Genomic DNA, 16,868 nt, shown 5'->3' on the forward strand with positions numbered 1-16,868 from the left:
GGAAAATATGATGGAAAAATTAGAAGGGTTTTTAAGTAGTAAGCTATTGCCATTATCTCAAAAATTACAACAAAATAAAGTATTAGCTGCTTTAATGGAAGGATTTATTCGTACAAGTCCGATTACTTTAGGAATCGCTTTGATCACGATCGTGGGAAATTTTCCTATTCCTGGATGGATTGATTATTTAACTAAAATTGGTATTTATTCGCATGTAGAAGCTATCACAAATGGTGCGACGGGTGTTTTTTCATTATATGTGGTTTATAGCTTGGCCTTTTCATATGCAAAACAACTTGGAACTAATGAACGAAACGCGTCAATTATTTCTTTAGCTAGTTTTGTGATGTTGATGCCACAAACAGTAGCAACGATGGTTATGCAAGATGGTAAAGCAGTAGATTCTACTGTTTCTGCGTTACGTTTAGATTTTTTGGGCGGTCAAGGATTGTTTATCGGTATGATCGTCGCATTAGTCGTTACCCAGTTTTATGCTTTTTTATCAAAAAAAAATATCGTTCTTAAATTACCAGACAGTGTACCGCCGATGGTGACTCAATCTTTGGCACCGGTTTTTGTCGTAACGATTATCTTTGTTTGTGTATTTATCTTACGTGTTTTGTTTGGATTGACTAAATCGGGTTCTATCTTCCAATTCTTTATTGACGTGATCAATGCGCCAGTTAATACACTTGTTGCGAGTCCATTATCTATTATTATAATTATGGAACTATTGGCAGTACTTTGGTTTTTTGGTATTCATAACGCAGTATTACAAGGTCCTCTTGGTGCTATTAGCATGACGATGGTTGTGTCAAATATTGCTGCTTTTCAAAAAGGAGAAGCTTTACCTTATTTAATTCCTTCAGTGATTTACATGGGCATGTATGCTGCGGGTTTCATGGGTTTTGTAACGTTTTTTATGATTCGCTGCCGATCTGCTAAAATGAAACAATTAGGGAAATTATCCTTTATTCCGTCTATTTTTAATATTACTGAACCGCTTATGTTTGGGATGCCGATTATCTTGAACCCATTATTCTTTATCCCTCAAGTATTTACGCAATTAATTGCTGGTTTTGTGACATGGGGATTGACTACGACGATATTGCCGATTTCCTTAAATCCAACGATGAGTTTATTGCCTTGGACCACTCCGACGTTTGTTAAAATGCCATTTTCTGGTGGAGTAAACTATACTATTTTAATGATCATTTGTATGGTGATTGGTATAGTTATGTGGTACCCATTTATTAAGATTGCGGATAAAAAAGAATATGAATTAGAATTACAAGCAGAAACAAAAAAAGAGGAAAAAACGTTGGATGAAGTCATTACAGAAGAAATCCAAGCGTAATGGAGGGGGAAAAATGGCTATTTTAGGAATTGATGTTGGCGGAACGATGATTAAAACTGCTTTTGTCCATCAAACGGAAGTTTCTTATAAAAAACGTTTTTTGACTCCAAAGAAAAAAGAAGATTTTCATCGATTAGTATCAGAAATAATTAAAAGCTACGAGCAAATTCAACCAATTCGTAAAATTTCTTTTTCAGTACCCGGATCAGTAGATGAGTTAGGGACAGTATCTTTTGGGGGAGCTGTTTCTTATCTCGATCAAATTCAGTTAAAATCTTTCTTAGAATTGAAAGAGATGGAAGTGACGGTAGAAAATGATGCAAAGGCAGCAACTATTTGCGAAATAAACTACGGAAATTTAAAAAATGTTCAGCAAGGAGCAGCTATTATTTTAGGAACGGGTGTTGGAATGGGGCTTTGTTTGAATGGTCGTCTTTATAAAGGAACACATTATCAAGCTGGGGAAATTAGCTTTATGATTCGTGATCGTCAAATTACAGGATCAGATTCTTTTGTGGAGATGGGACTTTCAGCGGTTTTGTTGATAAAAAAATTGGCGGAAGTATTAGAAGTAAAAAACGATGGAGAAGCAGTTTTTTTAGCATTAGAAAAAAATGGAAAAGCAGCAGCTAAAGAATTGTTTTTTAAGTATTGTAATGAGGTAGCTATGCTTTGCTTTAATGTACAAACACTTTTAGATGTTGAAAAAATTGTTATTGGTGGAGGAATCAGTCAACAAAATTATCTGATTCAGACTATCCAACAAGCCTATCAAAAATTATTTGAGGTAGCACCGATCATAAGAAAAACGCTGCGACCTATAAAAATTGAAGCGGCAAAATTTCAAGCAGATGCTAATTTGATTGGCGCAAGCATAAAGGAGAAAAAAGTATGAAGAAAAAAATACCTGCTAATTTTTTATGGGGGGCTTCTACAAGTGCTTACCAAGTTGAAGGGGCTTGGAATGAAGAGGGGAAAGGTCCCTCAGTTCAAGATGTAAAAGAAATTCCAGAAGGGACAACTGATTTTAAGGTAGCAGCGGATCATTACCACCGTTTTGAAGAAGATGTTCGTTTATTTAAAGAACTGGGGTTAAAAGCTTATCGTTTTTCGATTTCATGGAGCCGAGTCATGCCAAATGGTGTGATAAATCCAAAAGGGATCCATTTTTATAAACGGTTGATCCGATTGTTGCTTGAAAATGACATTCAACCAATAGTTACGGTTTTTCATTTTGATTTACCTGTTTATATTGCTGAAAATGGCGGTTGGGAAAATCGAGAAACGATCCAAGCATTTGCTGATTATTGTCAAGTATTGTTTGATTCTTTTGGTCAAGATGTTCCGCTTTGGCAAACTATTAATGAACAAAATGTGATGGCTTTAGCGGGTTCGGTGATTGGTACAAGTCATAAAAGCATGAAAGAAAAATTTCAAGAAAATCATCATATGTTAGTGGCACAAGCATTGGTTACTAAAAACTTTCATAATGGTGACTATATTGGCAAGATTGGACCAGCGCCTAATATTGCCAGTGTTTATCCTGCTTCTGATAAGCCAGAAGATCAAATGGCTGCTTTATACATGAGTGCGCTTAGAAACTGGTTATTTCTAGATGTTGCGGTTTTTGGGAAATACAATCATAATACTTGGCATTTATTAGAAACAATTGGTGCTGCGCCAACAGTAACGAAAGAGGATCAGCAAATACTATTAGAAGGAACGTGTGATTATATTGCTTTTAATTATTATAATACGATGACTGTTTCTAGTTATTTTGAAAAAGAGCAAACAATCGACCAACAAACTGGTTTTGGGATTCCTGGATTTTTTCAAACGGTAGAAAATCCACATTTACCAATGACTGAATTTGGCTGGCCTGTTGATCCGGAAGGGTTCCGCTTTACGTTAAATGAAATTTATTCTCGCTATCGTTTGCCGTTGCTTGTGACTGAAAATGGCATCGGTGCTTCTGAAAGACTTGTAGATGGGAAAGTCCGTGATGATTATCGTATTGATTATTTGCAAAAGCACATTCAACAGATGACTTTAGCAATCGAAGATGGGGTAGAGATTCTAGGTTATTGTCCATGGAGTGCCATTGATTTGATTAGTACCCATGAAGGTATCACAAAACGCTATGGATTTATTTATGTTAATCGAACAGAAGAAGAGCTTTTGGATTTAGCTCGTTATAAAAAAGATAGTTTTTACTGGTATCGACAAGTCATTGCAAATAATGGATTAGAGGAGTAGACGTATGAACGTGCAAGAATTTTCTTTTGATGAAAAAGCAAAGACTGAATTAACTGTTTATCTTCATGAAGAAAAGTCTAAAGATGCTTGTGTTGAGAAACGGCCATTTATTTTAGTTATTCCCGGAGGAGGATATTCTTTTTGTAGTGAACGAGAAGCAGAACCGATTGCTCTGAATTTTCTTGCGCAAGGTTACCATGCGGGGGTTTTACACTATCATGTAGGTAAGTTTCGCAGTTTTGAAGCCTCATTAAAAGATGCGCAAAAGGCATTAACACAAATCCATCAATTAGCATTGGAAACATCTATTGACATAGAAAAAATTACCGTTATTGGTTTTTCTGCTGGGGGCCATTTGGCGGCTGCATTATCCACCATGGCTAAAGTGAAGCCTAGCCTTTGCATTTTAGGTTATCCAGCCATTTTAAAATCGTTTGCGAATGTCATGCAAATAGATGCACCATCTTTAGAAAAATGTGTAACGAATAAAACTCCGCCGACCTTTTTATTTTCGACTTTTGAGGATAATGTTGTTCCCATTGAAAACTCATTGTTGTATTTGCGAGCGTTAGAAGAAAATGAGGTTCCTTTTGAAGCACATATTTTCCAAAAAGGACGACATGGGCTGTCATTGGCTACAAAGCGCTTTAGTGACCGAGATGAAATGATTGATTGCCGATTTGCTCGCTGGTTTGATGAATGTGTAGAGTGGATGGAATTAAATTGGGCAAAAGAATCAACGGATGAATTGCCAAAAATGCTTTCTCAATGGCCGATACGTTTTTTAATCAAAGAACCAGAAAATCGCACGCTTTTATACCGCTATTTTCCTAATTGGCAAGAAAAGAGTGTTTTTAAAATTATCAAAAACTTTAGTTTGCAACAATTGACGGTAATGCTTCCTGAGCGGTTTGCACAGAAACAATGTGATGAGCTGGTTGCGCAATTAGTAGATTCAAGAAAAGGAGAAACACAATGAAAGCATTTATTGTTCATGAAAGTTATAAAGCTTCTACAAATATATTTACTTATGAACCGCTTGAAATTTCAACTGTAAAAGGTTATAAAAATAGTTTTGCTGCTTGCCAGCTTTTACTACATGATGGACAGTGTAATCACTTTGTCATCGGACGTGAATTTTCCATTCCGGATGAGATCGAGATTCCCATGTATCGTATAGAGATGAAAAGTGAATTACCAGTAAAAAGTCAATTTGTTGATTATTACACCGGACAGCAAGGAATTGATTATGCGGATAAATTAGTGGAACAAACAGCAAAAACTTACGCTGGTGATCGCTTCGCTTGCCTTTATCTAGAATTTTTACTGGATGAAAAAATGACAGCTGGAAAGTATCCTGTGACCATCCAAGTCTATCGTTCACACTTAACTGCCAAAGATTCATTGGTTTTAAGTAAAACATTTACAGTGGAAGTTTCGGATTTTGCTTTTTCAAATGATTATCAAAAAGACTTCAATTTAGATATTTGGCAGCAGCCATCAAATCTTGCACGTAATTATGGGGTACCTTTATGGAGTGAAGCTCATTTTTGTTTGCTACAGAAAATGACAGAAAGCTTAGCAAAGATTGGTCAAAAAGCTGTTACAGTGATTGCTAGTGAGATTCCTTGGAAAGGCTGGTTTAACTATATCGTCAAAGATTATCCAGCAAATCTTTATGAGTATTCAATGATCCAAGTTGTCAAAACAAAAACAGGACAGCTTGTTTGTGATTTTTCTGTACTGGATCGGTATCTAAATTGTTTCTTTTCGGCAGGAATTTCTCAAGAAATTGATGTTTTTGGTTTACTGGGAGTTTGGCAACCGCCCTTTTTTCCAACGGTGAAGTTAGATTATCCAGAGAAATTAATGATTCGCTATTATGATGAGGAAACAGAAACGATGGCGTTCATTCAAGAAAAAGAAGAGGTACAAAATTATATTGCACAAGTTTTTGCACACTTTAAAAAACTTGGTGTTTGGGAGTCTGTCCGCATTGTTTCAGATGAACCTAAAAAACAGCAAATCAATTTTTTTAAGGAATCATTTAATGAATTAAAAGCTATTGACGATTCGATTCAAGTTAAAGTTGCTTTTGATAAAGAAGAAGTGCTTACTGAACTATTACCGTTAGTGGATTACCCAGTGACATCTTATTATTGCACATGTAAACATTTTCGTGAATTGAATGAAAGTCATTCAGGTAACATCCAGTATTATGTTTGCAACTATCCTGACAAACCGAATACCTTTTTGCATAGTCCGTTGCTTGAAACTCGTGTTCAGGGGATTTTGGCTCATTATTTCAACACGAATGGTCTTTTACGTTGGGCGTATAATTGCTGGCCAGAAAATGCCCGCAATGATATTCGTTACAACACAAGTTCATTGCCGATTGGCGACTTATGTTTGATTTATCCTTCTAATTCGGGGCGATTGTCGTTGTCACTTCGTTACAAACAATTACAAAGAGCAATAGAAGATTTTTATCTTATTAAACAGGCAGAGCAAAAAAATCCAACAAAAACGCAACAATTATTAGTGAATTTTTTAGGAAACGTGGATTCAAAAGAATGGATGCTTGATGCTCATACGAGTCATCCTGAATTCTTTCATCAAGAGGCTGCTTTATATGAATCACTAAGAACGCAACTGATTAATGTGCTGTCTTAACTGAACTTTCAAGTAGCGAAAAATGAGATTGGGAAGAAGTAACTCTCTGGAAGTTGCTTTTGCTACCATCGTTTATCTGTGTTTAGAGTGTGAAGTAAAAGTATTCTTTACTTTTGTCTCACACTCTTTTTTATTAACTATTGGAAAGATGATGTTCGATAATGAAGAAAAAAGATAGCTAGATTGACAGTTTGTCGTTTTAATTCCTTTTTTAGAAAAAGTGAGCGAATGAATTTCTAAATTTTTCTGAAGCCCTCACTTTTTGCCAGACAACTTTTTAGAAATATGCTATTTTAAAAAGATAAAGGGGGAGAAAAATGAATTTTTTAGTTGTATTAAAGGATCAAGTAATCCAGCGTTCTACCTTTCTTTATGTTCAATTAAATGAGGGAAAGACCCTCTTGCATTTTTCGCCAGAGTTTCATTTAGAAGGACAATCATTGGGAGAAATTTATCAATCAGAAGGATTGACTGCACTTTTGCTTTTTTTTAACAAGGAATTGGAATTACCGGTAGAAGAATATGTTGAACTTTCTTTGGTTAGTTGGAATAAAGTAGCAGCAAAATTATTTCCTGATGGATTGAAAATTAAGGAGAACGATCAAATTCTTCATCTTACAGTTGAAGACTTACAAGAAGAAATGCGTTATAAACTCGATGAAAAAGATTCTTTTTCTATTTTTCAAAGGCAGCAGAAAGTATTGAAATGTTTTTTAAATAAAATTGGTAAAAAACGTTATTTATTAAAAACAACGCAGATGTTGAACAGACATCCCGAATTGCTTCATACCTCCATTCAATTTACGCAATTATTCTCTTTAATTCGCCGATTTATTCGCTTAAAAGCAGTGCCTTCTAGAAAAATAACCTTACCATTAGAAAATACTTTTCGTGTAGTGAAAAGAGCACATGAAAAGAAAATAATCGTGATTGATTTTACTAAAAATCGTAATGTACTCCATCAATTGATTATGGAAAAAGCCAATTAAAGCTTTTTCTTTTTGCTTTGACATACTAGATGGGAGGGGTTTGATGGGACAAGTTTGGTTAAAACGTTTAATTGAATATAGAAGAAAATACAAACAGTTTACACAAGGACGCTATGCAAGAGTTGATGCACTTAATCGGATGTTGTTGATTGTTGCTTTATTTTTTAGTCTTTTTCGCTTTTGGCTTCCTTTTTTAAGCGGTTATCTTTTTCCGACTGTTTTAATAGGAATCATTGTTTATCGTTTTCTTTCGAAGAAAATTTATCCACGATTGAACGAAAATCAAAAATATTTACAAAAAGTTGATCGGTTAAAAAAATGGTTTTTTCAAAGAAAAAATAAAAAGAATGACAAAGAAACGATCATGTATTATACTCTTTTCTCATGTCCTGTTTGTCAACAAAATCAACGAGCTCCTCAAGGAAAAGGGAAAATCCGCGTTACTTGTAAGAAATGTGGGTTTCAATTTGAGACGAAAGTTTAAGAAAGTAGATGCATTATGGTGAGTAGATAAAAAGTAAGGAGCAATGGTTTGCATTTTTAACAGAAAAAGAAGAAAGGAAGTTGGGTATGTAAAGAGTTTACATGTGTGAACAAATTGAAAAAAGGTTCAAAAAACAGCTCAATGTCGTAAATTATTTAAGGGTACTACTTTCTTTTATACTAAATGAAAAAAAGGATTTTTGAGATAAGGTCCTGAGTATAAAAAAGAAATAACCTATAACGAACTAAAGGAAAGAAATGAAATGCAGATAAAAAATTATGTTTGGGATTTTGATGGAACGTTATTTGACACGTATCCAGCGATGGTAGATGGAGCGATTCACGCGATGAAAGTATTAGGTGTGATTGCTAGTGAAGAAGAGGTTTATCCGGTCATGAAAAAATTTTCCACCCGACAATTGATACAAAACTATCACTTAAAGGAGAAAGAATTTACGCCGCTTTTCCATCAATACGAAGCGCTTAGTCAGAAAAATTCCCAGCCTTTTGAAGAAACAGAAAAAGTATTGAGGACTTTAAAAAAACAAGGTACTAAACAGTTTGTCTTGACCCATCGTTTGACGGATTCAACGTGGCGTTTGCTTCAGCAATTCCATTTATCTGATTGTATTGAAGAAGTCGTCGGCATTGATCGCAATTTTCCTCGGAAACCAGCTCCTGATTCATTAAATGATTTGATTAGCAGACACCAGCTCGTCAAAGCAGAGACATTGATGATCGGTGATCGCTCGTTAGATATAAAAGCGGGGAAAAATGCCGGAGTACTTACCTGTTTATACGATAAAGATCATTTTTTACAAGAAATATCTGCCGATTTTGTGGTGGATAAATTAATAGAAATCCTTGATATAAAAGAGAAAACGTGAATTTCATATCCCTTTTCAAAATAGGATATGCTATAATTTTATTAAGGAGTGATCAAATGGAAATTAAAAGACAAAAAGAAGTAGTAGAAGCATTTCACTATGATTTGAAAATGCCCGATCAAGAAGTTGAAACAGATTTAAAAGTGGGCTTTTCGCCATTAAAAGAAACGATTGAAAATTATCCGAAAGAACATACGGTTGTAGGAGCGCGTCTAGAATTTCGTTTAGCATTTGATACATATGTTTTATCTGGAAGCGTTAGTCAAATCAATCATGTCTTGAATCGGAAAATTGAAGGTCAAGATGATGTCACTCAAGAAGAAGTCGATGAATTAGTCGCTCCATTATTTGATATCGTTAAACGCTTGGCCTATGAAGTAACTGAGATTGCATTGGATCAACCAGGAGTAAAATTAAATTTTCAATCTGAAAAAGAAGCATAAAAACAAGCAGTGATAGGTGTAACCTATCACTGCTTGTTTTTTCTATTACTAATTGTAAACATAACAGCTGCCATTGCTAGGTAAATCGTCTAAAATAAATGAGTCACTAAAAAATTACGTTTTTTTAGGAAAATGATTGAGAAATCATTTTTAGGAACCTTTACTTCCTAGATGGACCTGTCATTAAATATTAGAGGAGGAGAAAAATGACAACATACATCACCGTTTTAGTGGTTCTAATTTTTGCCGGTCTATTAGCCATTTTTTATTATATGCAAAAACACCATGCCAAATTTTCAACACGGACTTACACAGCATTAGCTGCTGGAATTATTTTTGGTGGAATAATGCAAATTATTTTTGGTATCCATCACCCAGTCATTCAACAATCAATGGGATGGATCAATCTTGTAGGAGAAGGATACGTCGCCTTTTTACAAATGTTAATTATGCCGTTAGTTTTCATTTCAATTGTTGGAGCCTTTACAAAAATGAAGGTTTCTGAAAAACTAGGTAAAATCAGTACAATCGTATTAACTTCACTACTTACAACCACAGCGATTGCCGCATTGATTGGTATTGGCACGACGATGCTTTTTGGACTTGCGGGGGCTAAATTTACAAAAGGCGCAGTAGAAACAGCCCGTATATCTGAATTAGCAACTAGGCAAGAAGCCATTCAGAAGATGACGATTCCGCAACAAATCTTATCCTTTATTCCTAAAAATATTTTTGCTGATTTCGCTGGTTTACGAGCAACGAGTACGATCGGAGTAGTGATTTTTGCCGCTTTTGTAGGAATCGCTTATCTTGGTGTAAAACGAAAAGCACCAAAGGAAGCAGCATTCTTTGCAAATTTAATCGACAGTTTATATAAAATCGTTATGCGTATCGTTACACTTGTTTTACGTTTAACGCCTTATGGTGTGTTGGCTTTAATGACGAATGTTATGGCTACAAGTGATTTTATTGCACTTGTGAATTTAGGAAAGTTCGTTTTAGCTTCGTATGTGGCTTTATTTGCAGTTTTTGTCGTTCATTCACTGATTTTGTTATCCGTTAAGGTGAATCCAAAGGATTATTTTAAAAAAGCATTTCCAGTTTTGAGTTTTGCATTTACCTCACGTTCAAGTGCAGGAGCCTTGCCATTAAACATTGAAACACAGACAAAAGCTTTAGGTGTAGATGAAGCGACCGCAAACTTTTCTGCAAGTTTTGGTTTATCAATTGGTCAAAATGGCTGTGCAGGTGTTTATCCAGCGATGCTAGCGACCATTGTTGCACCAGCAGTTGGCATGAATGTATTCAGTCTTGAATTTATTTTGATGTTAATTGTGATTGTCACCATCAGTTCGTTCGGAGTAGCAGGTGTAGGTGGCGGTGCAACTTTTGCTTCTTTGATCGTTTTAGGAGCAATGAATTTACCAGTGGCTATCGTTGGATTAGTGATTTCTGTGGAACCTTTAATTGACATGGCGCGGACAGCCACTAATGTCAGTGGAAGTATGGTAGCAGGGATTGTCACGAGTGCTAAAATTAAAGAGTTGAACCATGAAGTGCTTAAAGATGAGTCAAAAGTAATGGATGTCCATGTTTAACTATTCTTTAGAAATAGTTCAGATTGAATCTTTTAGATTCGGTCTGTTTTTATAATGTAAATATTTGCTATTTATTCCGAAAAGTTAATTTGTAACTATACTATCTAAAACAACAACCAAAACAAAAAGACTATTTATCAAGCATAGCTTTCCTGATTTTCATATGATAAACTGATAAAAGGCTAGAATTTTTGCTAAGAAGGAATTTAGGAGGAAGCACCATGTTTACTGATGAAATGAAAATTATGCTATATGTGGATGATGTACAAGCAAACGCTGCTTTTTGGATTGCGATAGGGTTTACAGAATTAGACAGACAAGAAATAGACGGCACATTGGTTATTGAAATTGCATCGTCTGCCAATGCTTCAACGTCTTTGCTTTTATATGATCGAGAATTTATTGAACAACATTCACCGGAAGTTGTTGGAAATACTCCTTCATTAATGTTTTATAGCAATCATATTTTTGAACTCTACAAAAAATTACAAGATCAAGGAACTATACTTGGTGAATTGGTGCAATTGGAAAATGAATATGTCTTTAATTTTGCAGATCCCGATGGAAATTATTTTGCAGTTACTGGTAGAAAATAGAAATAAAAAGCGGAGATCGGTCTCTTTTTTTAATGATTTTAACGGCAAAAATGAGATTTATTTATATAATATAAATATAGTTATATTGTGTAAATAAACTCTTTTGAATAAAATTACACAAGCAAAAAGATCGTCAACACCCTCTTTCTTTTTTATACTATATTTTAAGCAAAAGAAGGAAGGAAATAAAAATGAATTATCAAGTATTACTTTATTATAATTATACATTCATTGACGATCCGGAGCAATTTGCAAAAGCACATCTAACTTTTTGTCACTCACTGAATTTAAAAGGACGAATATTGGTAGCTAAAGAAGGAATCAATGGAACCTTATCAGGAAAAACTGAAGATACTGAAAAATATATGGAAATGATGCAAAACGATGCGCGCTTTTCCGATACTTTTTTCAAAATTGATGCCAGTGAAGGTCATGCCTTCAAAAAAATGTTTGTTCGTCCCCGTTCTGAGCTGGTTTCGTTGAAGTTAGCGGAGGATATCGATCCCAATGAATTAACGGGAAATTATCTTTCACCAAAAGAATTTAAAGAAGCAATCTTAGATGAGGAAACCGTTGTAATTGATGCAAGAAATGATTATGAATATGATCTTGGTCATTTTCGTGGAGCTGTGCGTCCTGAGATACGTAGTTTTAGAGAATTACCACAATGGATTTGTGACCATAAGGACGAATTTATGGACAAACGGGTGGTCACCTACTGCACTGGAGGAATTCGGTGTGAAAAATTTTCGGGCTGGCTATTACGAGAAGGGTTTAAAGACGTTGGCCAGCTTCACGGTGGAATTGCAACTTATGGGAAAGATCCTGATGTTCGAGGAGAATTATGGGATGGGAAAATGTATGTATTTGATGAACGAGTAGCAGTTGAAATTAATCAGGTGGATAAAAGGATTGTCGGAAAAGATTGGTTTGATGGTACTCCTTGTGAGCGTTACATCAATTGCGCAAATCCTGAATGCAACCGCCAATTTCTAACATCACTTGAAAATGAAAAAAAGTATCTAGGCTGTTGTTCGGCACAATGCGTTCAACACCCTCAAAACCGCTATCTTAAGGAACATCATGTATCTGATGAAAAAATAAAAGAAACGCTCGCGTCTTTTCTTTAAAGCTTTTAAATAAACATTAAATAAGCATCACCTAAAAAACCTCAACCTAACAAAAAAAATACACACTATGTTTTATTGCTAGGTTGAGGTTTATCATAAATGATAAAGAGAATGAAAGAAATACAATTTGATATTTTTTACATGTCTTCGAACATTCAGTTTATTTTTACATATAATAAATTTTTTTCGAGAATAAGCTAGATAATTAAATGAATAGTTGTTATTTAACCATCTAGCTTTTATGGTCACTGCTATCGTGAGTTTTTTTTAATCAAATGTTTATGAATTAATCGAGAACACTCGCGACTTTAGTTATGTAAACGTCTGTTAAAATTTTTAAGAAGTGTTTTTTGTATGTCGAAAATCCATTATGGACGTGGTTACGTCTATTCAGTATCCACTTATTTGGTTGCCCCTGCTTTTTATTAAATCCTTATTTGTTATTTTTTGCACAACAGGTTAAACTTTTAGATAAAGACGGAGTGTTTATAGCTGGTTTAAAATTGAGTTGAACAATGAGAAAAAGGAGGCAAAAAGGATGAAAACAATGATTTATGCTATCGGAGACGTACATGGAAAATATGAACTTTTTGAAAAATTAATAAAAGAATACGATCCTAAAATCCATCAATTAATTTTACTAGGAGATTTAAATGATCGAGGACCAAAAACAAAAGAATGCTGGTTATTGGGAATGAGATTAGTTAAAGAAACAGGAGCCATTTACCTTCGAGGCAATCACGAAGAATATTTTCTGCAATTTCTTCAAAATCCTGAAGCTTGGTATGAATCGTATCTAATTAACGGCGGGAAAGAAACATTTGCGAGTCTCTTGCATCCCGGAGCTGTCGAAGAATATTCTCCAACTGAAATGGCTCTAATGATTCGCTCAAGGTACGGCGAGCTAGTGGATTTTTTATGTGAACGTCCTCTTTACTATGAATGGAAAAATTATTTGTTTGTTCATGCTGGCGTAGATTTAACTAAAAAAGATTGGCGACAAACAAGTTCTAGAGACTTTATTTGGATTCGTGAACCTTTTCTTGAGGGAAAAAATCAGACGGGAAAAATCATTGTATTTGGTCATACGATCACCCCTTTGCTACATGGCGACATGCAGACAACTGATTTGTGGTTTAGCGATAATAAAATTGGCATAGATGGTGGTGCAGTGTTTGGCGGATCCATTCATGGGGTTATTTTCGATGAAAAAGGGATTGTTCAAGATATTGAATATCAAAATAATGACGGTGAATGGATAGGATAAAAATGAAAAATCTGATTCGTTCAATGCTTTGTTTTTAGCCAATGATAAATTGAACATGTTGCTGGTAATGTGTTTCAAAAGGAAGAACCTTATAAGACGTCGAACATAAAAGAAATGAAAGACTAAAATAGCAGAAATTTCATATGAAAAATTTTGCTAATTATAAAATAACTTCTACGTATTTAGTCTTGTGCGCATGGGTGTGATGAATGTTCCATTTTAAAAAGGTACTTAGAAAAATCAATGTGAGTGATTACTTTTGGTTTTTGAGAAATGGTTTACTTGTAACTTTTATTTTTTATAAAAGAATGAGAAAAAGTAATAATAATAGAAAGTGAATGAATCAGTTTTTTCAAGTATAGTTAACTGCTTAAGCTATTTTCTTCATTTGAAGTTTTTATCTAGTTATTTGTTTTTAGAAAATATGATAAAATAGATAGGAGTTATTTGCCAATCATTCTTAAAAGTGTCTTTTGTCTTTAACAAGAATGAGTTTTATTGAAAAAGGAGCATATTGATGACAGAAAAATTAAATCAAACGATTATACAATTGGTTCAAAAAGAACGAGTGGAATACTCTTCCAAACAGTTGACAGCAGTCTTAAACTTATTGAACGAAGGAAATACTGTTCCTTTTATTGCACGTTATCGAAAAGAAATGACCGGCAGTTTAGATGAAGTACAAATCCGGCAAATTGAAGAACGTTACATGTATCTTGAAAATTTGGAAAAAAGAAAACAAGAAGTTATCCGTTTGATTGATGAACAAGAAAAATTGACGCCTGAATTAGAAAAAGACATCACTTTAGCAGTAAAAATGCAGCAAGTAGAAGATTTGTATCGTCCATACAAACAAAAACGTAGAACCAAAGCCACGATTGCCAAAGAAAAAGGTCTAGAACCTTTAGCAAAATGGTTACGTCAATTGACAGACGGAAACGTTCAAGAAGAAGCCAAAAAATACATCAGCAAAGAAAAAGAAGTATCTACTATTGAAGAAGCTTTGCAAGGAGCCCATGAGATTCTTGCAGAAGAAATTAGTGACAATGCACAATACCGTACATGGATTCGTTCATATACTTATAATAAAGGCTCATATGTTAGTGTGGTTAAAAAGAAAGAACTTGATGAAAAAGCGGTGTATGAAATGTACTACGATTTTTCAGAACCTGTGCATAAAATTGTTTCTCATCGAATCTTAGCAACAAACCGTGGTGAAAAAGAAGGAATTTTAAAAGTATCACTGCAAGTAGAAGAAAAACCTATTTTTGCTTATTTGGACCGGCATTTAATCACCAATGACGCTTCTTTAGCAGCACCATTTATCAGAGCTGCTTATCAAGATAGTTACAAACGATTTATCCAGCCAGCAATTGAGCGAGAAGTTCGCAATGAATTGACAGAAAAAGCCGATGAACAAGCTATTGCACTTTTTGGTGAAAATTTAAGAAATTTATTGTTACAGCCTCCTTTAAAAGGAAAAGTAGTTTTAGGTTTTGATCCAGCATACCGTACAGGCTGCAAATTAGCGGTAGTAGATGAAACAGGAAAAGTTTTAGCCATTGAAGTCATCTATCCTCACAAACCAGCTTCTAAAGTAAAGCGTGAAGCAGCAGGATCGGTATTTGTTCAGCTAATTAATCATTATCAAGTAGACACGGTGGCAATTGGAAATGGTACAGCTAGTCGTGAATCGGAACAATTTGTGGCAGAACAATTGAAATCTGTCGACCATAAAGCTTATTATGCCATTGTCAATGAAGCAGGGGCTTCTGTATATTCTGCTAGTGATATTGCACGCCAAGAATTTCCTACCTTTCAGGTAGAAGAAAGAAGTGCTGTATCCATTGCACGCCGCTTACAAGACCCATTAGCAGAATTAGTGAAAATTGATCCAAAAGCCGTCGGCGTAGGACAGTATCAACATGACGTTTCGCAAAAACGTTTAGCAGAGCAATTGAAGTTTGTGGTAGAAACTGTAGTGAATCAAGTAGGTGTAGATGTCAATACCGCAAGTCCGCAATTATTACAGCACGTTTCAGGATTAAATAAAACGACTGCTCAAAATATTGTGACCTATCGTGAAGAAAATGGTGCTTTTGAGACCCGCGTGCAATTAAAAAAAGTACCGCGCTTAGGACCAAAAGCCTATGAGCAGGCCATCGGGTTTTTACGTGTGCCGGCAGGCAAACATATTTTGGATAATACAGGGATTCATCCGGAAAGTTACAATATTGCTAAAGAAATTTTGAAGATGAATGGGTTATCTGAAAAAGAACTAGGTAAAAAAGAAGCAGCTGTCATCCTCTCTCATTTGTCTCCTACAAATTTAGCAAAAAAATTATCCATTGGTGAAGAAACGTTAGCTGATATCATCGAAGGGTTAATTCGACCGGGAAGAGACATGCGTGAGGAAATGCCCGCTCCTTTGTTACGTGCAGATGTATTAAGTATGGAAGATTTGAAATCGGGAATGGAACTTAAAGGAACGGTACGCAATGTAATTGATTTTGGTGCTTTTATAGATATTGGAGTAAAACAAGATGGATTAGTACACCTTTCTAAATTAAGTAAGAAATTTGTCAAACATCCAACGGATGTTGTCTCAGTAGGAGATGTAGTAACTGTCTGGATTGAAGCAGTTGATGTGAATAAAGGAAGAATTAGTTTAACCATGCTTTCTCCTTACGAGGCCAAAAAGTGACACAAGAAGAATTACAGCAGCTTGTTGAAAATATCTCACTTGAGAGCTTTTCTTTACCCTTCAAACATCAAGCAATATTTAATCCGCGTTTACGAACGACAGGCGGACGCTATCATTTGACGGATCATCACTTAGATTTCAATCCTAAAATGTTTCGTGAAATAGATGAAGCAACGAGAGCAGGAATCATAAAACACGAGCTTTGCCACTATCATTTGCATTTGTCAAATAGAGGGTACCGTCATAAAGATGCAGAGTTTAAAACTCTTTTGAAAAAAACCGGAGGACTTCGCTATGCTCCCGTTCTTTCTTCGGAAAAAGCAAGCAAAATTGAATGCTACCAATGTCAGAATTGTTCGACTACATTTTATCGCAAGCGTAAAATTAATACGGATCGCTGTGTATGTGGAAAATGCCGTGGTAAATTAATCAGGAAGCAGCCAAATCATCTGTTAATTTGAATCTTCTTTATTAAACTGCTAGGA

The 16,868-nt window shown here is 35.0% G+C and carries 15 protein-coding genes; all 15 read left to right on the forward strand.

The features are described 5' to 3' along the window. The first annotated feature begins 10 nt into the window (after positions 1–10). The 15 genes from RV14_RS04465 (at position 11) to RV14_RS04535 (ending at position 16,844) form a co-directional block, all read left to right on the forward strand. A complete protein-coding gene (locus tag RV14_RS04465) occupies positions 11–1,357 on the forward strand; it encodes a PTS sugar transporter subunit IIC (RefSeq protein WP_071855103.1) in 1,347 nt (448 codons plus the stop codon). Positions 1,358–1,370: 13 nt separating this feature from the next. Further along, positions 1,371–2,252, forward strand: a complete 882-nt coding sequence (locus tag RV14_RS04470; RefSeq protein WP_071855104.1) for an ROK family protein — start codon at positions 1,371–1,373, stop codon at positions 2,250–2,252. After that, positions 2,249–3,613, forward strand: coding sequence for a glycoside hydrolase family 1 protein (locus RV14_RS04475; protein ID WP_071855105.1), 1,365 nt, complete (start codon positions 2,249–2,251; stop codon positions 3,611–3,613). The genes RV14_RS04470 and RV14_RS04475 overlap by 4 nt, the downstream gene beginning before the upstream one ends. Before the next feature lie 4 nt (positions 3,614–3,617). Next, on the forward strand, positions 3,618–4,592 hold the full coding sequence (locus tag RV14_RS04480; RefSeq protein ID WP_071855106.1) for an alpha/beta hydrolase: 975 nt from the start codon (positions 3,618–3,620) through the stop codon (positions 4,590–4,592). Continuing rightward, positions 4,589–6,286, forward strand: coding sequence for a DUF4091 domain-containing protein (locus RV14_RS04485; protein WP_071855107.1), 1,698 nt, complete (start codon positions 4,589–4,591; stop codon positions 6,284–6,286). The genes RV14_RS04480 and RV14_RS04485 overlap by 4 nt, the downstream gene beginning before the upstream one ends. A gap of 317 nt (positions 6,287–6,603) precedes the next feature. Continuing rightward, positions 6,604–7,275, forward strand: a complete 672-nt coding sequence (locus RV14_RS04490) for an LCP family protein (RefSeq protein ID WP_071855108.1) — start codon at positions 6,604–6,606, stop codon at positions 7,273–7,275. Positions 7,276–7,318: 43 nt separating this feature from the next. Then, the gene (locus RV14_RS04495; RefSeq protein WP_071855109.1) at positions 7,319–7,759 is read left to right on the forward strand and encodes a hypothetical protein; all 441 of its coding nucleotides are present in this window, start codon (positions 7,319–7,321) and stop codon (positions 7,757–7,759) included. Positions 7,760–8,027: 268 nt separating this feature from the next. Further along, the gene (locus RV14_RS04500) at positions 8,028–8,645 is read left to right on the forward strand and encodes an HAD-IA family hydrolase (RefSeq protein WP_174544635.1); all 618 of its coding nucleotides are present in this window, start codon (positions 8,028–8,030) and stop codon (positions 8,643–8,645) included. Between the two features lie 56 nt (positions 8,646–8,701). Further along, positions 8,702–9,088 carry a DUF1149 family protein gene (locus tag RV14_RS04505; protein WP_071855111.1) on the forward strand — a complete coding sequence of 129 codons (387 nt, stop codon included), beginning with the start codon at positions 8,702–8,704 and terminating at the stop codon, positions 9,086–9,088. Between the two features lie 206 nt (positions 9,089–9,294). Further along, positions 9,295–10,686 carry an L-cystine transporter gene (locus RV14_RS04510; protein WP_071855112.1) on the forward strand — a complete coding sequence of 464 codons (1,392 nt, stop codon included), beginning with the start codon at positions 9,295–9,297 and terminating at the stop codon, positions 10,684–10,686. 221 nt (positions 10,687–10,907) lie between these two features. Then, on the forward strand, positions 10,908–11,282 hold the full coding sequence (locus tag RV14_RS04515; protein ID WP_071855113.1) for a VOC family protein: 375 nt from the start codon (positions 10,908–10,910) through the stop codon (positions 11,280–11,282). Positions 11,283–11,473: 191 nt separating this feature from the next. After that, positions 11,474–12,412: an oxygen-dependent tRNA uridine(34) hydroxylase TrhO gene (trhO, locus tag RV14_RS04520; protein ID WP_071855114.1), complete on the forward strand. Its 939-nt coding sequence runs from the start codon at positions 11,474–11,476 to the stop codon at positions 12,410–12,412. 538 nt (positions 12,413–12,950) lie between these two features. Next, the gene (locus RV14_RS04525; protein WP_071855115.1) at positions 12,951–13,679 is read left to right on the forward strand and encodes a metallophosphoesterase; all 729 of its coding nucleotides are present in this window, start codon (positions 12,951–12,953) and stop codon (positions 13,677–13,679) included. A 517-nt stretch (positions 13,680–14,196) separates the two neighbouring features. Next, on the forward strand, positions 14,197–16,383 hold the full coding sequence (locus RV14_RS04530; RefSeq protein WP_071855116.1) for a Tex family protein: 2,187 nt from the start codon (positions 14,197–14,199) through the stop codon (positions 16,381–16,383). Then, complete coding sequence (locus RV14_RS04535; RefSeq protein ID WP_071855117.1) at positions 16,380–16,844, forward strand: SprT family protein; 465 nt, start codon at positions 16,380–16,382, stop codon at positions 16,842–16,844. The genes RV14_RS04530 and RV14_RS04535 overlap by 4 nt, the downstream gene beginning before the upstream one ends. Positions 16,845–16,868 lie beyond the last annotated feature (24 nt).

Origin of the sequence: Enterococcus ratti (assembly GCF_001886195.1) — a bacterium.
Lineage (GTDB): Bacteria > Bacillota > Bacilli > Lactobacillales > Enterococcaceae > Enterococcus_B > Enterococcus_B ratti.